The organism is Streptomyces polyrhachis (genome assembly GCF_042663125.1).
Lineage (GTDB): Bacteria > Actinomycetota > Actinomycetes > Streptomycetales > Streptomycetaceae > Streptomyces > Streptomyces polyrhachii.
Window position 1 is genome coordinate 76,672 of the sequence record NZ_JBHSZO010000007.1, and the last position, 22,026, is coordinate 98,697.

Sequence of the window (22,026 nt, forward strand, 5' to 3'; positions counted from 1 at the left end):
CCGCGGCGCGGCAGGTGTCCGAGTTGTCAGTGAGTGCGGCTTCCGGACAAGAGAAATACGACAGTCCGCTCGCTTTCGGCCCAGGTGGCCGTGTCGAGTTCGACCGACTGGAGAAGCGCGCACTCCACGGCGTATCCCGCCTCCGCCAGTTCGCGCCCGACGGCCTCCGCCTCGTCGCGGGTGCCGGCGTGCGCCACGATCCGCTCCGGGCGCCGCGCGGCGCAGGCGGCGACGACGGGCACGCCGCCGGCTGCGATCCGTACGACGTCGGGCTCGGGGAGGTCCTCCAGCACGTGGGGCGCGGCGCCGTGCACGGCCTGCAGGTGCACGCCGTGGCGGCGGGCGGCGGCGATCGTACGGGCGCAGGCGTCGGCGTCCGCGTCCACGGCGATGACCGCGGCGCCGAAGCGGGCCGCCTCGACGGCGGCGGCGCCGCTGCCCGAGCCGATGTCCCAGACGAGGTCGCCGATGCGCGGTCCCAGCCGGGCGAGTTGGGCGGCGCGCAGTTCGGCGGACTCACGCGGGCCCGGGTCGGCCCCGTACTCCACGCCGGGGCGGGCCCAGCCGCGCGCCGCCGGCGGGTAGCCGGGGTCGCGGCCGGCGAGCCAGCCGGTGGCGGGCGCGGCGGGGGCGGCGTGGCCGGGGCCGCCCAGGACGATGACGACGTTGGGGTCGCGCCAGGTCAGCTCGCCGACCTTGTCGGAGGTGACGACGCTCACCTGTTCGGAGGCGGTGCCCAGCTCCTCGCAGATGACGAAGGTGCGGTGCACGCCCCGCAGCAGCAGGGCGAGTTCAGCCGGGCCGGCGCCGGGCGAGGTGAGGACGGCGACCTTGGTGTGGGCGCGGCAGACGTTCACCGCGCGGCGCAGGGTGCGGCGGTGCGCGACGACGACCCGCGCGTCGTCCCAGGGCATGCCGGTACGGGCGAAGGCTGCGGCGACGGAGGAGACCGCGGGCAGTACCTCGACCTCCAAACCGTGTTCGGGGTCGCGCAGTTGGCGTACGACGCCGAAGAAGCCGGGGTCGCCGTCGGCCAGGACGACCGCGGAGCCGCGGTGGCGGGCGATCCGGCGGGCGGCCAGCTCCACGCTGCCCAGGCGCACCCGCTCGGCGCCGGGCGGGACGCCGGGCAGCTGGAGGTGGTGGGCGGCGCCGGCCACGAGGGTGGCGGCGGTGAGGGCGGCGCGGCCGGCTTCGGTCAGCGGTGAGCCGTCCCAGCCGATCACCGTGACCCGGTCGGCCATCGTCTGCGTCTCCTGCGGACAGAGCGTGAACACATGGGGTGAGGGAGGTGCGGGCCACACAGTACTTCAGGCCGGGTCGGCCCGGTACGTGCTCGCAGCGGTCAGTGCCACTCGTCCGCCGGGATGCCCTCCAGGTCCTCCGGCAGGAGGCTCCAGACCAGCAGGTCGGTGCGGATGTCCGTCCAGCCGCCGTCCTCGGTGCGGGTGCGCGCTATCCAGGCGTTGCGCAGGACGCCCTCGCTGATGAAGCCGGTCTTCTGGGCGACCTGCTGGGAGGCGGCGTTGTCGGCGGCGGTGCGCAGCTCCAGGCGTTCGAACTTCTGGCTGTCGAAGAGCCAGCGTGCCACGGCGAGCACGGCCTCGGAGGCGTAGCCCTCGCCGCGCGCCCAGGGGGCGGTGACGTAGGAGATCTCGGTGGAGAGCACCTGCCAGTCGGTGTTGCGCAGGTGGACGGTGCCGACCAGGCGCTGGGTGAGGAACTCGGTGACGGCGAAGACGATGCCGTGCCCGGCGGTGCGCTCGGCCGGGGCGGCGCGCAGCACCCAGTAGCGGGCGTCGGCGCGGGTGTAGGGGTGGGGAGCCGCGGTCCAGGTGACGACGAGTTCGTCGTTCATCATCTCCTGGAGCGCGTCCGCGTCCTCTTCGTCGAACGGTCGCAGCACGAGGCGTTCCGTGCTGAGGGAGATGTCCGGGAAGGTCGATGACATGCGCTGCTCCGAGGGCTTCCGAGGGCTTCTGAGGGCACGAGCCGTGGGGCTGGATGGCCGAGTAACCAGCTGACCTGCACAGCATGCAGCATGACCGCTGCGCTCTGCCACGTACGTCCATGATCGTACGGGCGGGCGCGGGCCTCGTACGCCCTCGAAGGCGCGTACGAGGCCCGGGGGTTGGGACGGGTCGTGCTCTTGTCGTCGTCAGCCGCCGTCAGTCGCCGTCAGCCGGCGGCGCCGAACGCCGGGATGACCGAGCCCGCGTACTCCTTCTCGATGAAGGCGCGCACCTCGGCGGAGTTGAGGAGCTTCGCCAGCTTCACCACTCGCGGGTCCTTCTCGCCGCCCGCCTTCACCACCAGGAGGTTGGCGTACGGGTTGCCCTCGGCCTTCTCCAGCGCCAGGGCGTCGCGCGCCGGCTTCAGGTCCGCCTCCAGGGCGTAGTTGCCGTTGATCACGGCGGCGTCGACCTCGCCGAGGGCGCGCGGCAGCGTGGCGGCCTCCAGCTCCTTGAACTTCAGGCCCTTGCCGTCCGCGACGTCGGCCAGGGTGGCGGCGGAGGGTGCCACGCCGTCCTTGAGGGTGATCAGGCCGTTGTCGGCGAGGAGTTGCAGGGCGCGGCCGGCGTTGGTGGTGTCGTTGGGCAGGGCGACGGTGCTGCCGGCGCCGAGCTTCTTCAGGTCGTCGAGGCTCTTGGAGTAGAGGCCCAGCGGCTCCACGTGCACGGCGGTGACCGGGACGAGGTGGGTGCCCTGCTTGGTGTTGAAGTCGTCCAGGTAGGGCTTGTGCTGGAAGAAGTTCGCGTCGACCTGGCCGTCCTCGGTGGCCGTGTTCGGCAGGACGTAGTCGGTGAACTCCTTGACCTCCAGCTTCAGTCCGGCCTTCGCGGCGAGGTTGTCCCTGACGTAGCCGAGGATGTCCGCGTGCGGGACGGGGCTGGCGGCGACCGTCAGCGGGGCGGAGGCGTCGGCCGCCGCGCCGGTCTTGGGGTCGGCCTTCGAGTCGCCACCGCAGGCGGTGAGCGAGAGGGCGAGCGCGGTGGTGGCGGCCAGGGTGGTGGTGATCTTCACGGTGCGACGCACGACAAGTGCCTCTTTCTTCATGGTGGTTCGGCCCGACGAAAAGTTCGGGCGCTCGGGGGCTCTCCCGCGAGGTGTCCGCGGCGAGAGGGTCAGGGGGCCGCCTTGCGCAGGCGGGGCAGCCGCGGTCGCGGCCGTCGTACGGGCGCGGGGGCGCCGGTGCGGGCGAGGCGGCGTACGGCCAGGTCGCCCAGGAGCTGGATGGCGGCGACCAGGGCGATCAGCGCGGCGACGGTCGCCGTCATCAGTCCGGTCTCGAAGCGCTGGTAGCCGTAGGTGTAGGCGAGGTTGCCCAGTCCGCCGCCGCCGACCACGCCGGCCATGGCGGAGTAGCCGATCAGCGCGATGACGGTGGTGGTGGCGCCGGCGGTGAGCGAGGGCAGCGACTGCGGGAGCAGGACCTTGCGCACCACCGTCCAGGTGGAGCCGCCCATGGACTGGACGGCCTCGACCAGGCCGCGGTCGACCTCGCGTACGGAGGTCTCGACCAGGCGGGCGTAGAAGGGGATGGCGCCGACGGAGAGCGGGACGATCATCGCCTGGGTGCCGATGAAGGTGGCGGTGCCGGTGGTGAGGCCCATCACGGCCTTGGTGAGGGGGATGAGGGTGAAGAGCAGGATGATGAACGGCAGCGAGCGGCCGAGGTTCACCACCGCGCCGAGGATCCGGTTGACCGCGGCGTTGGCCAGTGCGCCGCCCCGGTCGGTGAGGACCAGCAGCACGCCCAGCGGTACGCCGCCGAGCACGGCCAGGAGCGTGGACCAGGCCACCATCAGCAGGGTCTCGCCGGTGGCCGTCTCCAGCAGGGGGCGCATCGTCTCCCAGGTCATCGCACGGTCTCCTTCTGCTCCGCGGCGGCCTGCGCCACGTGTTCCGGGGCGGCCTGCACCACGTGTTCCACCTGCAGTCCGCGCTCGCGCAGGAAGCCGACGGGGACGACGTTCTCCTCGTACGCGCCGGGGAGCTGGATGCGCATCCGGCCGATCTGCCGGCCGCCAACGGTGTCCATGGCGGCGCCCAGGATGGAGACGTCCACGTTGTACGTGCGGGCCAGTTGGGAGATCACCGGCTGGGCGGCGGTGTCCCCGTGGAAGGTGACGTCGACCACGGTGTCGTGCGGGGTGGAGGCCGCCCCGCCGACGGGGAAGAGTTCGCGGGCGAGCTGCGAGCCGGGGGTGGCGAGCAGTTCGGCCACCGTGCCGGACTCCGCCACGCGGCCGCCCCGCATCAGTGCGGCGGAGTCGCAGACCGTCTTGACGACGTCCATCTCGTGCGTGATGAGCAGCACGGTGAGGCCGAGGCGGCGGTTGAGGTCGCGCAGCAGGGTCAGGATCGAGCGGGTGGTCTGCGGGTCCAGGGCGGAGGTGGCCTCGTCGGAGAGCAGCACCTTCGGCTCGCCGGCCAGGGCGCGGGCGATGCCCACGCGCTGCTTCTGGCCGCCGGAGAGCTGGGCGGGGTAGGCGCCGGCCTTGTCAAAGAGGCCGACCAGGTCGAGGAGTTCGCGGGCCCGGCGGGCGCGGGCGGCGCGGGTGAGGCCGAGGATCTCCAGCGGGAGTTCGACGTTGTCCTGCACGGTGCGCGAGGACAGGAGGTTGAAGTGCTGGAAGACCATGCCGATGCGGGAGCGGGCCCGGCGCAGCTCCCGGCCGGCGCGCACCCCGCGCCCGCCGAGGGCGGTGAGGTCGAGGCCGTCGACGGTGACGGTGCCGGAGGTGGGGCGCTCCAGGAGGTTCACGCAGCGGATGAGGGAGGACTTGCCGGCGCCGCTGCGGCCGACCACGCCGTACACCTCCCCTTCGCGTACGTGGAGGTCGACGCCGTCCAGGGCGGTGACCTCGCGGCCGTGGGAGCGGTAGACCTTTCTCAGGTCCGTGGTGGTGATCACAGGGGTTCCGTCACTGTCGGGTGCGTGCCGGGGCGCGGTGGGGCGCCGGGGGCACGGAAGTCTGGGGTGGGCGTACGGGCGGGCGCGGCCTTCTTGGCAGCGGCGCGCGGCTCGGCTCCGGGGGCACGGCGCCTCTTCGGGAGAAGGCCGTGGGCTCGCTTCGGGGGCGCGAGGCTGGGGCGGGGACCCTCAGTTCGTACGCATTCGACACATGCGGCAAGCACCGGGCGTCAGGTACGCCTCGGTCGCGGGGACGCGGTTGCTCGTCGTGGTCATGGGCGGTATTCAAACATGCGAGCCCTTGCATGGGCACGGGTGTCCGAATAGCGGACATCTGTCGTCCGAGGTACGGCCCGGCTCCGTACCGGCCGGGGAAGGCGCCCTCGCGCGCGGAGCCGGTCCGGGGCCTCGCTAGGCTCAGGGGCATGTTCGACCCCCTGACCATCGCGGTGGCCGTCGCCGTGCTCGGGCTCGGCGCCTGGTGCGCGTACGCCGCGTTCAAGGACCAGCCGACCAAGGACTGGCATCTTCTGGGCATGGCGGCGGTGAGCCTCGCCGCGCTGGCCCAGCTGGTCGTCGGCATCGTGGCGCTCACGCGCGGCGAGGACCCGCACGACGGCACGGCCGTCTTCGTCAGCTATCTCGTCGGCGCCGCGCTGACCGTCCCCGCGGCGGCCTTCCTCTCGCTCTCCGAGCGCAGCCGCTGGGGTTCGGCGACGGCCGCGGCGGGCGGCTTCGTGCTCGCCGTGCTGCAGGTGCGCCTCTACGACATCTGGAACGGTACGAGTGGCTGACAGCAAGCGCGACGTCCGGCTCACCTCCGGCCCCGGCCGGCTGATCGTCACCCTCTACGGCGTGGTCACCGTCGGCGCGGTCTCCCGCTCCGCGGTGCAGTTGTCGACGAACTACGCCCAGGCGCCGCTCGCCTACACCCTCTCGGCCGTGGCCGGCCTGGTGTACGCGGTGATCCTCGTCGCGCTCGTGCGCGGCAGCGAGGGCGCGCGGCGGCTGGCGCTGGTGTGCTGCGCGGCGGAACTGCTGGGGGTGCTGGCGGTGGGCACCTGGACGCTGCTGGAGCCGGACCGCTTCCCCGACCAGACGGTCTGGTCGGACTACGGCATGGGCTATCTCTTCATCCCGCTGCTGCTGCCCGTCACAGGGCTGCTGTGGCTGCGGCGGTCGGCGCCGGGGCGCTCTCCGCGCGGGGCTTCTCCAGCGTGACGAGGCTCAGGCGGGGGCTGAGGCGCTCGGTGGCGACGGCCTCGTAGCCCAGTCCGCGGTAGAGGCGCAGGTTGGTCTCGCTGCGGTGGCCGGTGACGAGCTGGAAGCGCTCGGCCGCCCCGTCCTCGTACAGCCGCTGCTCGATGCCGGCGATCAGGCGGGCGCCCAGGCCGTGGCCCTGGAGGCGGGGGTGGACGATCAGCTTGGCGATGCGGCCGGTGCGGCTGTCGTCCACACGGCCGCGGACGGCGCCGACGACCTCGGGGCCCAGGCGGGCCACCAGGGCGCTGCCGCGGGCGAGTTCGGCGCGCAGGTCCGCGAGGGACTGGGTGAGCGGTTCGATGCCGTAGTCGTCGTAGAGCGCGGCCTCCGACTGGTAGCACAGGTACTGGAGTTTGAGGATCTGCTCGACGTCGGCGGCGTCCGCCGCGGTGATCGTCACGCTCATGCCCATGGCGCTTCCGCCCCTCTCGCCCCGCTGCCGTCCCTGCGTGACGGTGTGCCGTCACATGCGGGTTACCGCGTCTTTCCCCACGGTTCGCCCGGCCCAACCTCCGTCGCCTGCATTGTGCGCGGGTGGGGGCGGGGTCGGATAGGGGGCGGTCCGCTTTGGGCTGTGAGATACGCAACGTCCCTGCGTTTTCCGGGAGTACGGACCCGGTGCTCGTATGTCAGTGCTCGTACTCAGTGCTCGTCCGGATGGGCGGCGGCCAGGCGGCGGCGCAGGAGTGCGGTGCAGCGGGAGCGGATCGCGCCCAGGCTGCCCTGGGGGATGCCGAGGCGGGCGGCGATCTCCCGGTAGCTGAGGTCGGCGGGGTCCAGGAGCGCCTCGACGAGGGCCGGGTAGGGGGCGTGCAGGCCGCGGGCGGCGCGGCGCAGGGCGGCGAGCTGCTCGGCGGCGAGGACGGTGGCCGCGACGTCGCTCTGGCGCGGGGCCGTGGCAGGGTGGCGGTCGCGGTAGGCGACCTCGGTGCGCTGCCTGCGTCGGGCGCCGCGCACCTCGGCCCGTGCGGTGGCGCGCAGCCAGTCGGCAGTGGCGGCGCCCTCCCCCGCGCGCCGGCGCTCCAGCACCCGTACCCACAGCGCCTGTTCGAGGTCCTCCGCGTCCAGGCCCGTGCCTGCCGCCTCGGCGGCCGCCTCGGCGGCGAGCAGGGGGCGCAGTGCGGTGAGCGTGGCGTCCATGTGCCGCACGACGCGGCCGCGGGGTGGTGCGGTTGCCGGTGCCGCGGCGCGTCACCCGGGCGGGTGAGCGTTGCCCGGGCGGGCGCCGCGACGGCCGGTCGGGTGCGGTCAGGCCCGGTCGGCGCGGAAGTCCGCCGCGGCGAGGAGGGCCTGGTCGGGGTTGTCGGAGAAGATGCCGTCGATGCCGGTCTCCAGGAAGCGCTTCAGGGCGCCGAAGGTGTCGCCGTAGGCGGCCGGGTCGGTGCCGACCCGGTAGTCCAGCGGGAGGAAGTTGTTCTCGCTGCGGTGCGTCCACGGGTGCAGGACCAGGCCGCGGGCGTGCGCGTCGCGTACCAGCGTGGTCTCGTCCAGGAGCTTGCCGGTGGCGTCGCGCGGGAGGATCAGGTCCATCGTGGGGCCCAGGCCCTTGGCGTAGCCCGCGATCCAGTCCAGGCCCTCGGGCTTGACCAGGTCCGCGACCGTGCGCGGGTCGCCGGCCTCGACGAAGTCCCAGGGGCGGGTGGTCGGGCCGGAGAGCAGGACCACGCCGGGGGCGGAGACCAGGCGGGCGAGGCGCTGGATCGAGCCGGGCTCGAAGGACTGCAGGAAGTTCGGGGCCTGGCTGCCGGCGCGGTCGTACGTGCGCAGCAGGGCGGCGAGGCGCTCCTCCAGGCCCAGGTCGAGGTGGCGGAAGTAGGTGGGGTGCTTGGTCTCGATGTGCAGCCAGACCGGGCGGCCGCTCTCCTCCTCCAGGCGCTGCGCCCAGCGCAGCACCTCCTCGAAGGTCGGCACCTGCCAGCGGCCGTTGTAGACGGTGTTGCGCGGGCGCAGCTGCGGGATGCGCTCCTTGGCGCGCAGCGTCCGCAGCTCGGCGAGGGTGAAGTCCTCGGTGAACCAGCCGGTCACGGCGGTGCCGTCGACGGTCTTGGTGGTGCGCCGGCCGGCGAACTCCGGGTGGTCGGCGACGTCGGTGGTGCCGCCTATCTCGTTCTCGTGCCGGCAGACCAGGTGGCCGTCCCTGGTCGGCACCAGGTCCTGCTCGATGACGTGGGCGCCCAGGTCGTGGGCCAGCTGGTACGAGCCGAGGGTGTGCTCGGGGCGGTAGCCGCTGGCGCCGCGGTGCGCGATGACCGTCGGCACCGGGAGCCTGGGGGCGCGCCGGGCCGACGTACCGCGCGCGGCGGCCGTACCCGCGCTGAGGCCCAGGGCGGCCCCCGCCGTGCCGAGGGCGGCCGCCCCGAGCACGGACCTCCTGCCGATCGAACCCCGTCCGCTGCTGCTGTCCCGATTCATCACGATCTCCTCACGCTCTGACCGATCTGGTCAAACCCCCGCGATGCTAGGGGGATTGCGGTGGACTGCGGGAGTCCTGCGACGGAAGGCGAGGGAAATACGAGTCAACGGCCGATATCCAGCAGGTGAACCCGATGTGCGCGGCGTCGGCGCGCGCGAGTATGGTCCCAGCCTGCGCGTTCCGCGGTGCGGTGCCGTCATCGGCCGTCACGGGCCGGCGCCTGCTGACGGGTGCCGGCGGGTGCCGATCCCGGCCGGCGGAGTGCGTGAACCACACACGAACTCGGAGGGCACGTTGCTTCGCATCCTGGTCAAGGCGTTTCTCGGGCTGCTCATGCGCGTCCTGTTCCGCCCACGGGTCGAGGGCATCGGGCACATCCCGGCCGACGGCGCGGTGATCGTCGCCGGCAACCACCTCACCTTCATCGACTCGATGTTCCTGTCGCTGGTGGTCAAGCGGCAGGTGTACTTCATCGGCAAGGACGAGTACGTCACCGGCAAGGGCGTCAAGGGCCGGCTGATGGCCTGGTTCTTCTCCAACGTCGGCGGCATGATCCCCGTCGACCGCGACGGCGGGCGCGGGGGCGTGGCGGCGCTGATGACCGGCAAGCGGGTGCTGGAGGAGGGCCGCGTCTTCGGGATCTACCCGGAGGGCACGCGCTCCCCCGACGGGCGGCTCTACCGGGGCCGTACCGGAGTGGCCCGGCTGGCGATGATGACGGGCGCGCCCGTGGTGCCGTTCGCCATGGTCGGCACCGACCGCATCCAGCCGAGCGGCGCGGGTATGCCGCACATCGCCCGCTTCACGGTGCGCTTCGGCGCCCCGCTGGACTTCTCGCGCTACGAGGGCATGGACCGCGACCGCTACGTGCTGCGCTCGGTGGCGGACGAGGTGATGGCGGAGATCATGCGGCTGTCGGGGCAGGAGTACGTGGACGTCTACGCGACGAAGGTGAAGGCGGCCTAGAGCCCCCTCCTCCCTAGCCCCCTCCCCCTAGTCCCCTTCCGTTCCGGCCCCCTCCCAGGCTGTGCGGCACAGCAGAGTGGCCGCCGCCTCCGTGTAGAGCGCTGCCGCGAGCCAGGCTTCGGCGAAGTGGTCCGTATCGGCCGGGAGCAGACGCCCGAAGTGGTCGCGCCCCCGGTCGGCGGCGGCGCGGCGGAGGCGGTCGAGGAGCTCCGCGGCGGTGGTGAGGCCGGCGCGGCGCAGTGGGCGCGTGTCGTCGGTGGCGGGGAGGGCGAGGGCGCGCCGGCCGGCGGCTACGGCCTGCTCGGTGCGGCGGCGCAGGAGGTGCAGGGGCGCGGGCGCCGACGGAGGTGCCGCGGGCAAGGCGGGCGGCGGTGTCCCGGCGGGCAGGTCGCTCCGCTGGAGCCGGTCGAGGCCCAGATCGTGGATGCCTGCGGGGAGTTGGACGGCGAGCGGCTGGACCCGGGGGTGGTCGGCGCGGACCAGCCGGCCGATGAGGCGCACGGTGCGGCCCGGGGCGGCGGCGAGGGTCCGCAGGTTGTCGCGGTACGCCAGGTCGGGGTGCTCGTGGGCGGCGGCCAGGCGCAGGGGCAGTCCGGAGCAGTCGGCGAGGAGGCAGTCGCCGCCTGTCTCGCGGACAGTGCCCAGGAGGGTCGCTTCGAGGAAGAGCAGGCCCGGGTCGTCCGGGTCGGTCAGCGCCCGGGCGACCTGGTGGGCTGGGGATGGCGCCCAGAGCCGGTCCAGGGGCGGCTCGGACCAGGGGGCGCCTGCCGCCCGTACCGCCTGGACACCCTTGCCCGCGCCCAGCCGGCCGTCGGCGGAGACGGTCGCGCCGGATACCGCCAGGCCGGTGCGGGCCAGCTCGCGGTGGGTCAGCGCCGTGTCGCCCAGCCGTACGGGCCGGGCGGCGGCGTCGATCGCGCGGGGCGGGCCGCCGGGGGCGAGGTCGGGCACGGAGTAGATCCGGCCCTCGGCGTCGGCGGTCCAGGTGACGGCGCCGGCCTGGCCGGTGGTGGTGAGCACGGGCTCGGTGCACAGTCCGTAGAGGCGCAGCGAGCCGCCGGGCGTGTAGGCGCGGCGGGCGGTGCCCCGGGCGGCGGCGCGCTGGACGGCGTGGGTGTGGTCGCGGCGCAGGTGGTGGGTGGTGGCGAGGAGGTCGCGGAGGGCCTGCGCCAGCTCGGCCAGCCGGTGGTCGGGGGCGGCGGCCCGGGCGGCGCGCAGGTGGTTCACGGTGTGGACGGCCGCGGCGGCGGGGCGGGGCAGCGCGGCGAGGCGCGCGGTGTGGGCGGCGCGCAGCAGCTCGGCCTGCAGCACGGCGCCGGCGCCGTCGATACCGGCTTCCAGCACGGCGGCGCCCGCGGCCCACAGGGCGTCGGCGGGCACGCGGTCGGGGTGCGCGGCGGGGGCGCCGGCGCCGTCCCGCCCGGGGTCGGACGCCGGCGCCGGACCCGGCTCCCCGCCGGGCTCCCCCGGTCCGGGCGGTGGGTCGTCCTTCGGCAGGTCCGGCTGTCCGAGCGCCGTGCCCGCCTCCTGCGGGAGGCCCGCGGGGTCCGCCTGCGCCACGGGTGCCGCGCAGGCCGCCGCCGCACGGTGCACGCATGCCGGCGCGAGCAGGCAGCTGCACCGGATGTCCGCCGCGCGGCGGACCACGCCGTCCGGCGCCCGCAGCTCCAGCGCGGTCTCGTCGTCCAGCGCGACGCGGACCGTGCCGCCCTCGATCGTCAGCGGCCGGGCCGCCAGCTTCGCGGCGGCCGCGTCCAGGCGCTTGCGCAGCCGGGGCGGCAGGGCCTCGACGAGGTCGGCGGTGGCCTGGGGTACGACGGCGGGCAGTCCTGTCGGAGTCATCGGACCTTCTCCCCCACCCAGCGGGCCAGTTCGAGGGGGCTGAGGGCGGCGACGGGCATGCCGGCGGCGACCAGCCGGCCCGCCGTCGCCGTGGAGTAGCGGGGTCGGCCCGCGTCGTCGAGGCTGGCGCAGCCGAGCAACTGGCAGCCGGCGCCCACCAGTTCACGCACCTCCGCGAGCAGGCCGCCCAGCGGGTAGCCCTCCTCGAAGTCGCTGACCACCACGACGAGCGTGCGGGAGGGGGCGGTGACGAGGGTGCGGGCGTGGCGCAGTCCGGCGGCGATATGGGTGCCGCCCCCGATCCGTACCTCCAGCAGCAGCCCGAGCGGGTCGTCGACCTGGCCCGTCAGGTCCACGACCTCGGTGGAGAAGGCGAGGAAGTGCGTGGTGAGGGCGGGCACTCCGGCCAGGATGGAGGCGGTGAGCGCGGACCAGATGGTGGAGGTCTCCATCGACCCCGACACGTCGGTCACGATGATCAGCCGCCAGTCCGCCGACCGGCGGGTGCGGCTGCGGAACACCGGATGCTGCGGGATCACCCGGACGCTGCCGTCCGCGGTGCGGCGGGCGGTGGCCAGATTGGCCCGCACGGTCCGCGCCAGGTCGAGGCCGCCGCCGGGGCGGCGGGTCGGGCGGGGCACGGTGAGGCCGCTGAGGGCGGGGCGGACCCGGGTGGCGAGCTGCCGGGTGAGCTCGTCCACCAGTCGCCGTACGAGCGGGCGCAGTGCGGCGAGCCGGGCCTCGGGCAGGCCGCCGGCGTGCTGCAGAACGGTCCGGAGCAACTCCACGGAGGGGCGGACGCTTTCCGGGTCGAGGGCCAGGACGGCGTCCTGGCGTCCGCTCGCCGCGGCGGCGGCGAGCACCTCCTCGCGGATGCCGGGGCCGAAGAGGGCGGTGAGCTCCTGCGCCCATTCACGGACGCCCGGGTAGGCGGGCTCGCGGCCGCCCCGGCCGCCCGGACCGCTGCGGTCGAGATCGCCGCGGGAGCCTTCGCCGCGACCGGTGCCGTAGAGCTCGTCCAGGGCGGTGGCGACGGCGACGGTCCGCGGCGGCAGGTCCCGCGAGCGGCGTCCGAGCAGGAGCCGCCAGCGCTCGGCGCCGGAGATGACCTGGAGCTCTCCGGCGGCCGGTGCGCTGCCCTCCGGTACTTCTCCTGCACCCGGCGGCCGGTCCTGGGCTCCTGCGCCCGCCGGGCTGTCCGGTGTTGGCGTGTCGGGTCTGTCGGGCAGCAGTCCCAGTGCGGCGAGCGTCTGGCGCACCTCGAGATCGACGGACGTCCACACGGCCAGGGTCTCCGGGCCGGCCCCGGTGTCGGGCAGTTCCGGCACCGCCTCTCCCAGGCGTTCCTCCACCGCGTCCAGCAGCCGGTCCCGGGCGGCCGGGCTCAACGTGTCGAAGCCGCCGCGCAGTGCCGGCAGCCGGTCGAGGAAGGCCCGGTCGGAGAGTCCGCCGACCCGGTCGAGCAAGGGGTGCAGCGCGGTGGGCGAGGTCTCCAGCAGTGGCCCGGCAGCGGTCAGCAGCCCGGTGAGCCGGGCGGCGAGCTCCTCCCGGCCGCCGGGCGCGGTGGCCGCGTCGACCCAGGAGGCCACCCGCTCGCCGAACTCCCGGGCCGCGTCGAGCCCGAGGAGTACGCGCACCGCGCCGGCCGCGCCCCGCATCAGCGGCGAACCGCCGGCGGCCAGCCGGGCCAGCGCGTCGACGAGCCGGAGGCTGCCGAAGACGTCCGCGCGGTGGGCCAGTTCCAGCAGGGCGCGGGCGTCCTCGGGAGCCTCGGAGCCGGCCAGCCCGTCGAGCTGCCGGACCGCCGCGAGGGTAAGGGCGTCGGCGCAGGCGTCCAGCGCCGGCCGCCACCCGGGCTCCGGGTCGCGCGCCGCCAGCCCTGCGAGGTGCCCGGAGCGAAGCCGGTCGGTCAGGCCGAGTCCCGCCAGCAGCTCGGGGAGGGTCGCGCAGGCCCGCAGGACGGCGTCCGCCTCGTGCAGCGCCTGCACGGCAAGCGACGGCAGTCCGCACGCGGCCGCCTGCCCGAGCAGGTCGAGGGCTTGGGCGGCGGTGGGCCCGCCGTCCTCCTTCGCCGCCCGCCGCCGCTCCCGCAGGACGCCTTCCGCGGCCTGCGCCGAGGTCACGCCGCGGCTGCCGGCGACCGTGAGCACGGCGGCCGTCGCCGGGGTCCAGCGCACGGTCCACCGCGTGGACAGCGCGTCGGCGCCGCCGACCCCGGTGACCTGCTGCTCCTCCCCGTACGGGATGCCGCACAGCGCCAGCCGGCGCAGCAGCACGTCACGCTTGCGGTCGAGGTCCGTGCGCAGGGGGTCGAGCCGCAGCTGCCGCTCCGTGCCGGGGCTGTCGGGTCCCGGCAGCCGGAGCGCCGCCAGCTCCGCCTCGACCGCGGGCGCGAGGCCGCTGCGCGGTGCGGCGGGGGCGGGGCTGCCGTGGCGGCTGCCGACCAGCACCCGCTCCAGGGCGCGGGCGACGGCACGCCCCCGGCCGAGGGGCTCGCCCTGTGCGAGCACGCTCTGCACGGCCTCGGCCAACTCGCCGCGCCCCGCTGCCGGGAGCCCGCGCAACCGGGCGAGGTCCCCGGCGAGGCGGACGATCTCACGGGCGTCGGCGGGACCGGAGGGCTGGTCCTGCGCCCGCAGCTCGGCGCAGATCCGCACCGCGGTGCGCAGGAGTGCCTCGTCGAGGTCGGCGGTCCGGCCGCCGGCCCGGAAGACGAGGTGCTGCCACTCGGGGTCGCGGATCCCGGCGGGATAGCCGGAGCGCTCGTCCAGCAGGGCGTAGGTGTACGGGATGAGGGACACGGTCCACGCGCCCTTCGAGGGTGCTCCGGCAGGGGAGCCCTCCTCGTCCGGGTGCGGTGCCCCGGTCGGCGCCGGCGCGGCGTCCGGGGGCGGCGCATCGCCTGGCGCCGGCGCTCCCGGTCCGGCCAGTGCCGGCACGTGGAACGCGCCCACGACCGCCGCCGCCCGCCGCCCCGCGTGCGCGGCCTCCCGCAGCCGCCCGCGCATCCACGCCTCGCGGGCCAGGTCCGCCGGATCGATCCCGGCCCCCTCCTGGGCGTCGCGCCGCAACGCCCAGCCGGTGAGCAGCGCGGCGCGCCGCAGCGCCTCCGGCGTGGAACCGGGCGCCGCCGCCTCCACCAGCCGATCCCACAGGTCCTCGCCCCCGCGCCCCGTCATCGCGGCCCGCAGGGCGTCCTGCAGCCCCGGCTCCCCGCGCGCTCCCACGGGGGACGTACGCGCCTCCCAGGCCCGGTCCGCCAGCGGCAGATCGCAGGCCACCACGGGCACCCCGTGCCGCGCCGCCCACCGCACCGCCGCCAGCTCCGGTGAGAAGTCGGCGAACGGGTAGAACGCGGGGCTGCGCTCCCCGTCCCGTACGGCTGCCAGCGCCACCGGTGCGGTGGTCTCCTCGTGCGCCAGCCAGGGCAGCCACTCCTGCAACTCCGCGGGCAGCTCGACGAGCAGCACCTCGGGGCGGGCGGTGTCCAGCAGCGCCGGCATCGCGGCGGCCAGTGAGGGCGCGTGGTGGCGCACCCCGATCAGGTAGGGCCCGGCGGGGTCGGTCAGGCGGGCCAGGGCCTCGTCGACGGCGGTGCGGTCCACGGCCTCTCAGCCCTCCAGCGCGGGCCGCAGGTCCCACAGCGTGCGCCAGGTCCGCGAACCCTCCTCGGCCCGGCGCCGTACGGCCCCGTCCCAGTAGCCGAGCAGTCGGGCGGCGTCGGCCGGGTCGTCCTTGCGGACCACGCCGGTGAGGTGGCCGGGCAGCAGCCCCAGCACGTCCCGGTCGCCGGGGAAGTACGCCACGGCCAGCCCCAGCGCCGTGGCCACGGACACCGCCTCGGCGGTGCTCATGACCGTCGACGGCCGCTCGACCTCCCAGCCTTCGGCGGAACGGCCCAGCCGCAGATCCCGAAACGCCGTCACCAGCGCCTCGAGCACGGCGTCGTCCACCTGGTAGTCGACGCCCGAGCGCTCGACCGCGGCCTTCGACTGCCGCCGTACGAGGTCGAGTTCGGCATCGAGGTCGCCGATGGGGCCGACCGTCTCGAAGTTGAAGCGCCGTTTGAGGGCGGCGGACATCTCGGAGACGCCCTTGTCGCGGAGGTTGGCGGTGGCGATCACGTTGAACCCGGGGGCGGCATGGGCCTGCGCGGCGTCGGTGCCGGCCAGCTCGGGGACGGCGATGCGGCGCTCGGAGAGCAGGGAGATGAGGGCGTCCTGCACCTCGGGCAGGCAGCGGGTGACCTCCTCCACGCGGGCGATCGACCCGCTGCCCATCGCGCTGAGCACGGGCGAGGGGACCAGCGCCTGCGGGCTGGGGCCCTGGGCCAGCAGCAGCGCGTAGTTCCAGCCGTACTTGAGCTGGTCCTCCGTGGTGCCGGCGGTGCCCTGCACGGTGAGGGCGCTGGTGCCGCTCACCGCGGCGGCGAGCAGCTCGGAGAGCATGGACTTCGCGGTGCCGGGCTCGCCGACGAGGAGCAGCCCGCGCTCCCCGGCCAGGGTGACCACGCACCGCTCCACGAGGGCGCGGTCGCCCACGAACTTCCGCCGTACGGCGAGGCGTCGGCCGTCCGGCAGGACGAGCGGCGCCCCGCCGCCGGTGACGAACGTGACGGCGGCCCGCGGGGTGAGCCGCCAGCCGGGCGGCCGGGGGCCGGGGTCGTAGGCGGCGAGGAACTCCAGCTCCTCGGCGTACAGCTCCTCGGGCGGGATGATCTGGCGCGCGGGGGCGGTGGTCATCAGCGGCGTCCCTTCCGGGTGGCGCGGGTGGTGAGCTCCTCGAAGGCGGGCCGGTCCCCACCGCGTACGCGCTGCCAGGCGGTCTCGAACAGCTCCGCGACCGGCTCCATGGGGACCATGCGCATGTCCTCGTGGAAGGGCAGGTGTCCCCGCTTCCACGTCTCCACGGGCAGCGCGGGGTTCTTCAGCGCCTCCCAGCCTCCGGGCAGGAAGAGGCTGCGCCCGGCCCGTGCCCGTTTGGCCTCGACGACGAGGTCCGTCGCGGTGAGCTCGGCGCGCGCCTTCTTCAGCCGGGCGGGCTTCCAGCCCGTCCACTTGGCGCAGTTGCGGTCGGTGGGGTCGGGCAGCGCGAGCAGTTGGAGGTAGAGGGCTGCGGCGTCCTCGCTCAGCTCGTACTCCTTCGCGGCCTCGGCGACCAGCTGCGGCACCGCGCGGGTGGGGTCGTGCGGGAAGCCCGCAGCGGTCGAGTCGGCCACGGCCCGCTCCAGGGCGCTGGACAGCACCGCACGCAACGCCTGCAGGGCGAGGGTGCCGCGGCCGCCCGTCAGCCCCGCGACCAGTGCGAACGCGGGATCGTCGGCGCCGGTCAGCCCGGCGGGCCGCAGCAGCACCGACTCGCGGTCCTGGTACCAGGGCACGAGTACGAACGCCTCGCCCGCCCGGACCAGCCCGTCCGCCCCCGCGCCGCCGGTCTCGGGCAGCCCGTAGACCTTGCGCAGTTCGGCAGCCGTGAACGTCCCGTTCCCGGTGAACTCCAGGCCCAGGTCCAGCAGCAGTGCGGGGTCGGCGAGCCGGCGGCGCACCGCGTCGAGCGCGCCGGGCAGCGCCGCGCGCAGCGGATGCCCGGCGGGCAGCTCGTACGCCAGCTGCCCGAGTGCCCGCACGGCTGAGACGAACGTGTGCCGCTGGGGCACCGCGCGCGGGTCGGCCGCGGTCAGCCGGCCGTCCTGGTCGGGCCGCTGGGTGGTGGTGCGGCTGAGCCACGGGGTACGGGCGGGGTTGAGCACCGCCTCCACGGCCTCGGCGCTCGCGATGCCGTGGAAGGAGACGTCCAGGTCCTCGGGCAGGCGCACCAGGGCGCCGAACCGGTCGGTCCACTCGCGGACCGCCGAGCGGGTGTCGGGCCCGTCCTCCCAGAGGGCCGCCGGATCCTGGGGCAGCAGCGCGCCGAGGACGGCGAGCCGGGAGGCCCCGTCGAGAGCGGTGAGCCGGTCGTTGCCGTGGGCCAGGGAGGTGCTCTTCAGCCCGGTGAGGGCGACCAGCGTCGTCGCTGCGAACCGCTCCGTGCCGGGGCATCCGGCAAGCAGGAGCATGGCCTGCGCGCGGCCGGCCCCGGGGGCCTGCGCCAGCTCTTCGACGGCCTCGGGGCGCCAGGGCGCCGGGCCGCGCTCGCGGACGAGGCCGGTGAGCGCGCGCAACCGGGCCGCCGGGAAGGCTCCCGCGGGGCGGGCCTCGACGGTCGTGAAGTGGGCGACCGGGCCGAAGGCGCGGGAGGGGTCGAGGTCGACGGCCAGCCAGTCGATCTCGTCCTGCCGCGTGTCGAACCGCAGGCCCGCAAGGATCATGACGGTCCTGCCCCCGCACCGCAGGACCTGGCCGGCGCGCTTCTTGCGGCGGTCCGGCTCGCGCAGGACCACCCGCCGCAGGCTGCCGCCCAGTTCGGTGAGGGGTCCCTCGGCCAGGGCGTCGAGGAGGAGCAGCAGGCCCGCCCGCTCCTCCTCGTCGACCGCCTGCGCGGCCGCGTGGTAGGCGAGGGCGGGCAGGTGGTCGAGGAGCGCGGGCCAGTCGGTGTACCCGACCGGTGCCGTGAGCGGGTCGGAGGTCCAGCCGTCGGTGAGCGCGGCCAGGTCGTGCTCGGTGGGGAGCGGTTTGCCCGTGGCGGGCCGGCCGGCCAGGACGTGCCCGGCCGCGCGGATCTGCCGCAGCACTGTCCAGTCGTGGCTGCTCCAGGTGTTGCCCAGGCTCACGCCGAGCAGGGAGCGGCAGGCGGAGAGGACGGTCATGTCGTCTCCGTGCTCCGGCTCGTAGTCCTCGAACATGTCGGTGGCGGCCGCCGTACGGGACGTCGCCGCGGCCGGCTGCTCCGGGTCGGTGAACCGCTCCGTCCCCCGCCGCACCTGCACCGCCGCGCACACGATCGAGGCGATCCCGGCGCGCAGGGCGGGGTGCGTGACGGCGGGCAGCAACTGCTCGACGACGGCCAGGGTGGCGGCCCGCTCGTCGGGCTTGGCCGCCGGCTCCTGAGAGGAGGGGCGCAGCACACCCGGGGGCAGCAGGTGCGCGCTCGGCGCGAGTCGCGGATGCCCTGCGGGGTCTCCCGGCTGTTCGCGGAAGGCGTCCATGATCTCTGCCGTCCGTGTGAAGAGTTCGGCGGCCTGGCGGTCGGTGAGGTCGCGCAGCGCCTGGGAGCCGGCCTCGTCGCGGGGGCGCAGCGCGTGCCAGTACGCCGCTGGTGGGACGAGGTCCGTCCCCGCGGCGAACGTATCGCCCCGGTGTCCGCCGGCGGCGTGGGCCAGGGAGCCCTCGCCGGATGCCGCTCCGTCGCGGAAGAGGCAGACCAGATGTCCGTTGGAGGCCAGCACGGGGGCGGCGCCGCCGGGCAGCCGCAGGGCGCCGAGGGGGACGAGGCCGTCGTGGGGCGCCATGGTGACGGTGGTGCCGTCGGGGGTGCCCGCGGTGAAGTGGTCGCCGTCCGCGCGCACCCAGTGGCCGAGCTGTGCGCCGTCCGTGCCGAGCGGGGTGCCCTCCAGCCCGGGGTGGAGCGGCAGCACCTGGCAGGAGGCGTGCAGCAGTTCGCTGCCGTCGCGGACCGCGTCGGCGAGGAGCGCGGGCAGCGAGGAGCGGCCGCCGGCGCCCGTGGCGGGTTCGTACTCCGTCCAGCTGCTGCCCGTGCTGGTCTCGCGCAGCCGCCAGTAGGTGCGGCCGTCGCTGATGACGTGGTGCCGTTTGGGCAGGGCGGTGTCGCCCGCGTGCAGGGGGCGGGCGCCCGAGGTGCGACCGCCGCCGGGGAGCGGCAGGGTGGGCTGCCGTGTCTGGCGGCCGTAGCCGCTGTCGCCGGCCGGGGCGAAGACCTCGGCGGGGCGTGCGGACCAGTAGGCACGGGGTTTGTGGCTGTCCCACCAGCTGACGAGGAGCTCACCGTCGACGTAGTGGAAGTCGGGCTGGCGATACCGGTCCACGCTGTCGGGCAGCCGCAGGTCGTGCTCCAGCAGGATCCCCTCGGGGCCGACCACGACGGCCTTGTGCCGGCGCGCCACGATCAGCGCGGGCCACGCTTCCTGGACGGTCTGCCAGTCGCCCCGGCCTCCCTGGCCCCCCTGGCCCCTCGGCCCGAGGATGCGCATGGCCTCGTCCAGCGCCGGCCAGCCCAGCTCGTCCATGAGGCCGGCGCGCAGGGTGCGGGCGAGGGCCTGGACGACGTCGTGGCGGCGGATGCGGTCCACGGCGGCGGGGTTGAGGTCCGCCGCGACGTGCCGGGCGAACGAGACCTCGTTGAGCACGGAGCGGATGCCGGGCAGTCCGCTCGCACCGCACAGGGCGTCGGCCCGGTCGGCCAGCCACTCGCTGAACACCCGCCGCAGGACCGGGTGTCCGACGATGGCGTGCAGGGTGCGGTTGCCGCCGCGGGCACGCGCCCCGTCGGCGACGGCCTGCCGCAGCAGCGCTACGAACCGCGGGTCGCCGCCGACGGCCTCCAGCGGCTGGCGTCCCTCGTCGGATCCCCCGAACCAGTCGTCGAGGCCGAAGCGCCCCCGCTCCAGGCCGGTCGGCGGATCCGCCAACGCGATCCCCTCGGACAGGCAGACGTCGGCCAGGTCCAGATCGCAGGAGATCCGCCAGTACCGGCGGTGGAAGACGTCCACCGGCCGCCCCTCGGCGCGCAGTCGCGGCGCCATCGCGCGGACGAGGTCGTAGGTGGCCGGGGAACGGCGCGTCCCGTGCCAGCCGCCCTGCAGATGGGCGGCCCAGCGGGTGAGCCAGGCCGCCGCGCCGACGGCCGGGTCCGGTCGGGGGTCGGTCAGCAGGGTGTCGGCGCCGGTCTCGGCGAGGATGCCGAGCCAGGTGTCCCGCGCGTGGTTGTCGTTGTCGAAGCCGGTCGGCACGAGCTCCAGCAGCCGCCGCCGCACCGCGGGTTCACGCTCGGCGAGCTCCACGAGCGTCTCCCGGTACGCCGTCCAGAACGAGGCCGGCGCCCGTCCCACCGCCGGGGTCGCCAGCAGCTCGGCGAGCAGGGCGCACTCCTCGGCGGCCCGGTCGAGCTTCGCCGCCTTGATCAGCCGGCGGGCGTCCTGCGGCAGCGCCGCGTAGGGCGGCAGCCCGGCGGTGCAGCGCTCCACGGTCAGCCGGCGGTACTGCTCCCAGGCCGCGCTCGGGGAGAGGCGTTGCGTCAGGTCCCGGACGTGGTCCTTCAGGGCTTTGACGGTCAGCGCGCCGGCGAAGGCGAACTCCAGGAACACGGCCCGCTGGCGGTCCTCGTCGACGGGCAGGCTGTGCACCCGCTCCACCTCGCGGGCCTTGCCGAAGAAGACGGCGGCGTAGCCGGTGTTGCCGTGCTGCAGGAAGCAGCGGCCCGCCTGCTCGTAGAAGGTGGGCAGGAAGTGCGGCACCGAGCGGCCGAGCCGCTCGCCGAGCTCCTCGAAGCCCTCCTTGGCGGCGCCGGCGCGCGATCTGGCCATCCGGCCGAGCCGCTCGACGTCCTTCACCAGGGCGAGGGCGTGGTGTCCGTTGGCCGGGTCGTGCACCAGCGCCCAGGCGGGGAAGCCGAGGGTCTCGCGGCGCACCTGGCCGAGCCCGGCGGCCACGGACCGCCGCTCAAGCCCGAGGAACTCAAGGGCCAGGTCCTCCGCTTCGGCGAGGGTCTCCCCCACCAGCCGCACCACGGGGCGCTCGTCGAGGGCGGGGTGGATGTACGCGCGTGCCGTCAGCCCGTCCGCGTCCTGGCCCCGGTGCGTCCCGGGCGCCAGGAGGGCGCCGGCCTCCAGCAGTGCGCCTGTGTCCATCGCCGTGCTCATGCCGCCTGCTCCCCGTCCTCGATCTCCCGGCCCGCGTACAGTGCGGCCGCCATCCGCATTCCCTCGGACCAGGCCACCGGTCCGACCTCACCGAGCCGCAGCGGTGCGCCGCCGACGGTGGTCCAGGTCAGCGGCCCGGTCTCCGCCTCGTAGTAGGGGTCGTCGTCGCCGAGCCAGATACGGGCCTCGACGGTGTGCCCCGCCTCCACAACGGGCAGGACGGCCTGGCCGCCGCGTACCCGGTAGCCGAGCCCGGTGGCGCGGGCCTTGAGGAAGCGCAGCTCCTTGAACGTGCCGCCCTCGTAGTCGGAGACGGCGGTGGCGTGCGGGTCGCGGGCTTCGGGTCCGTCCCGCCACACCTCGCGGAACAGCTGCCGCGTGCCCTGCTCCACCTCCAGCTCGACGGCGAACTCCCGCAGCTCGTCCAGTTCCTCCAGCAGCACCGGGTGCGGGATGCGGATCTCCGTGGGGCGGATGCGCACCGTGTCGCCGTCCAGATCGACCAGGCCGATACCGGACTGCGTGTCCGCGTCCCGCAGGAATCCCGCGGTGGTGTCCGCGACGACCACGAGGTCCCGCAGGGCCGAGCGCCAGGCGGGGTCCGGCCAGACCTGCGCGAGCACCGCGGCGGGGACGGGCAGGGAGCGGATCATCCAGGTCTCGACCCGGTCCAGGCATTCGCGTTCGTGACGCGCGAGCCACTCCGCGAGCTGCCGCAGGCCGATCACCGCGGGCTCGTCGGCGAGCTTCGACGGGACGGATCTCAGCTTGCGCCCCGCCGCGTTGCGGCAGATCACCTTGCCGTTGCCGTCCAGCGCGACGTCGTAGCCACCTGCCGCAATCCATCCCATAACCGTCCCCCACAGCGCT

Annotated in this window: 15 protein-coding genes and 1 pseudogene; 3 read left to right on the forward strand and 13 right to left on the reverse strand. The window is 75.2% G+C overall.

The window, feature by feature from the left end; all coding sequences use genetic code 11:
* Nucleotides 1-26: 26 nt before the first annotated feature.
* The 5 genes from cbiE to ACFQLX_RS06530 all read right to left on the reverse strand — a co-directional run bounded on the left by cbiE (nt 27) and on the right by ACFQLX_RS06530 (nt 4,918).
* Complete coding sequence (gene cbiE, locus ACFQLX_RS06510) at nt 27-1,244, reverse strand: precorrin-6y C5,15-methyltransferase (decarboxylating) subunit CbiE (RefSeq protein WP_386413146.1); 1,218 nt, start codon at nt 1,242-1,244, stop codon at nt 27-29.
* Nucleotides 1,245-1,345: 101 nt separating this feature from the next.
* On the reverse strand, nt 1,346-1,951 hold the full coding sequence (locus tag ACFQLX_RS06515) for a GNAT family N-acetyltransferase (protein WP_386413026.1): 606 nt from the start codon (nt 1,949-1,951) through the stop codon (nt 1,346-1,348).
* A gap of 227 nt (nt 1,952-2,178) precedes the next feature.
* Complete coding sequence (locus ACFQLX_RS06520) at nt 2,179-3,036, reverse strand: MetQ/NlpA family ABC transporter substrate-binding protein (protein WP_386413028.1); 858 nt, start codon at nt 3,034-3,036, stop codon at nt 2,179-2,181.
* Between the two features lie 89 nt (nt 3,037-3,125).
* Complete coding sequence (locus tag ACFQLX_RS06525; protein ID WP_386413030.1) at nt 3,126-3,863, reverse strand: methionine ABC transporter permease; 738 nt, start codon at nt 3,861-3,863, stop codon at nt 3,126-3,128.
* Nucleotides 3,860-4,918 carry a methionine ABC transporter ATP-binding protein gene (locus tag ACFQLX_RS06530; protein ID WP_386413032.1) on the reverse strand — a complete coding sequence of 353 codons (1,059 nt, stop codon included), beginning with the start codon at nt 4,916-4,918 and terminating at the stop codon, nt 3,860-3,862. Before ACFQLX_RS06530 ends, ACFQLX_RS06525 begins: the two co-directional genes overlap by 4 nt.
* Before the next feature lie 425 nt (nt 4,919-5,343).
* On the opposite strand from ACFQLX_RS06530, the gene ACFQLX_RS06535 reads away from it, so the two are divergent.
* Together ACFQLX_RS06535 and ACFQLX_RS06540 are read left to right on the forward strand one after the other, a co-directional pair.
* A complete protein-coding gene (locus ACFQLX_RS06535) occupies nt 5,344-5,712 on the forward strand; it encodes a hypothetical protein (RefSeq protein ID WP_386413034.1) in 369 nt (122 codons plus the stop codon).
* On the forward strand, nt 5,705-6,139 hold the full coding sequence (locus ACFQLX_RS06540) for a hypothetical protein (protein WP_386413036.1): 435 nt from the start codon (nt 5,705-5,707) through the stop codon (nt 6,137-6,139). The genes ACFQLX_RS06535 and ACFQLX_RS06540 overlap by 8 nt, the downstream gene beginning before the upstream one ends.
* Here the strand turns inward: ACFQLX_RS06540 and ACFQLX_RS06545 are convergent.
* From ACFQLX_RS06545 to ACFQLX_RS06555, 3 genes and pseudogenes are all read right to left on the reverse strand, one after another.
* Nucleotides 6,072-6,626 (reverse strand): annotated as a pseudogene (locus ACFQLX_RS06545) (GNAT family N-acetyltransferase); the annotation flags it as partial. The gene ACFQLX_RS06540 and the pseudogene ACFQLX_RS06545 overlap by 68 nt on opposite strands.
* A 197-nt stretch (nt 6,627-6,823) precedes the next feature.
* Nucleotides 6,824-7,321, reverse strand: coding sequence for a sigma-70 family RNA polymerase sigma factor (locus ACFQLX_RS06550; protein WP_386413038.1), 498 nt, complete (start codon nt 7,319-7,321; stop codon nt 6,824-6,826).
* Nucleotides 7,322-7,429: 108 nt separating this feature from the next.
* On the reverse strand, nt 7,430-8,593 hold the full coding sequence (locus tag ACFQLX_RS06555; RefSeq protein WP_386413040.1) for a glycerophosphodiester phosphodiesterase: 1,164 nt from the start codon (nt 8,591-8,593) through the stop codon (nt 7,430-7,432).
* A gap of 295 nt (nt 8,594-8,888) precedes the next feature.
* Between ACFQLX_RS06555 and ACFQLX_RS06560 the strand changes: the two genes are divergently transcribed.
* On the forward strand, nt 8,889-9,560 hold the full coding sequence (locus ACFQLX_RS06560) for a lysophospholipid acyltransferase family protein (protein WP_386413042.1): 672 nt from the start codon (nt 8,889-8,891) through the stop codon (nt 9,558-9,560).
* Nucleotides 9,561-9,587: 27 nt separating this feature from the next.
* Here ACFQLX_RS06560 and ACFQLX_RS06565 read toward each other — a convergent pair whose 3' ends face one another.
* Genes ACFQLX_RS06565 through ACFQLX_RS06585 form a run of 5 tightly spaced genes read right to left on the reverse strand, consistent with a single transcriptional unit; the run spans nt 9,588 to nt 22,007 of the window.
* Nucleotides 9,588-11,402, reverse strand: a complete 1,815-nt coding sequence (locus tag ACFQLX_RS06565; RefSeq protein ID WP_386413044.1) for a hypothetical protein — start codon at nt 11,400-11,402, stop codon at nt 9,588-9,590.
* The gene (locus ACFQLX_RS06570; RefSeq protein WP_386413046.1) at nt 11,399-15,007 is read right to left on the reverse strand and encodes a vWA domain-containing protein; all 3,609 of its coding nucleotides are present in this window, start codon (nt 15,005-15,007) and stop codon (nt 11,399-11,401) included. The genes ACFQLX_RS06565 and ACFQLX_RS06570 overlap by 4 nt, the downstream gene beginning before the upstream one ends.
* Nucleotides 15,008-15,013: 6 nt before the next feature.
* Complete coding sequence (locus tag ACFQLX_RS06575) at nt 15,014-16,144, reverse strand: ATP-binding protein (protein ID WP_386413048.1); 1,131 nt, start codon at nt 16,142-16,144, stop codon at nt 15,014-15,016.
* Complete coding sequence (locus ACFQLX_RS06580) at nt 16,144-21,156, reverse strand: hypothetical protein (RefSeq protein WP_386413050.1); 5,013 nt, start codon at nt 21,154-21,156, stop codon at nt 16,144-16,146. The genes ACFQLX_RS06575 and ACFQLX_RS06580 overlap by 1 nt, the downstream gene beginning before the upstream one ends.
* Nucleotides 21,153-22,007 carry a DUF4132 domain-containing protein gene (locus ACFQLX_RS06585; RefSeq protein ID WP_386413052.1) on the reverse strand — a complete coding sequence of 285 codons (855 nt, stop codon included), beginning with the start codon at nt 22,005-22,007 and terminating at the stop codon, nt 21,153-21,155. Before ACFQLX_RS06585 ends, ACFQLX_RS06580 begins: the two co-directional genes overlap by 4 nt.
* Nucleotides 22,008-22,026 lie beyond the last annotated feature (19 nt).

What these genes read in the sequence shown, in the direction of transcription:
- cbiE (WP_386413146.1), bottom strand. Translation starts at nt 1,244, where the DNA reads ATGGCCGACCGGGTCACGGTGATCGGCTGGGACGGCTCACCGCTGACC.
- ACFQLX_RS06555 (WP_386413040.1), bottom strand. Translation starts at nt 8,593, where the DNA reads ATGAATCGGGACAGCAGCAGCGGACGGGGTTCGATCGGCAGGAGGTCC.
- ACFQLX_RS06550 (WP_386413038.1), bottom strand. Translation starts at nt 7,321, where the DNA reads ATGGACGCCACGCTCACCGCACTGCGCCCCCTGCTCGCCGCCGAGGCG.
- ACFQLX_RS06565 (WP_386413044.1), bottom strand. Translation starts at nt 11,402, where the DNA reads ATGACTCCGACAGGACTGCCCGCCGTCGTACCCCAGGCCACCGCCGAC.
- ACFQLX_RS06535 (WP_386413034.1), top strand. Translation starts at nt 5,344, where the DNA reads ATGTTCGACCCCCTGACCATCGCGGTGGCCGTCGCCGTGCTCGGGCTC.
- ACFQLX_RS06515 (WP_386413026.1), bottom strand. Translation starts at nt 1,951, where the DNA reads ATGTCATCGACCTTCCCGGACATCTCCCTCAGCACGGAACGCCTCGTG.
- ACFQLX_RS06580 (WP_386413050.1), bottom strand. Translation starts at nt 21,156, where the DNA reads ATGAGCACGGCGATGGACACAGGCGCACTGCTGGAGGCCGGCGCCCTC.
- ACFQLX_RS06585 (WP_386413052.1), bottom strand. Translation starts at nt 22,007, where the DNA reads ATGGGATGGATTGCGGCAGGTGGCTACGACGTCGCGCTGGACGGCAAC.
- ACFQLX_RS06525 (WP_386413030.1), bottom strand. Translation starts at nt 3,863, where the DNA reads ATGACCTGGGAGACGATGCGCCCCCTGCTGGAGACGGCCACCGGCGAG.
- ACFQLX_RS06575 (WP_386413048.1), bottom strand. Translation starts at nt 16,144, where the DNA reads ATGACCACCGCCCCCGCGCGCCAGATCATCCCGCCCGAGGAGCTGTAC.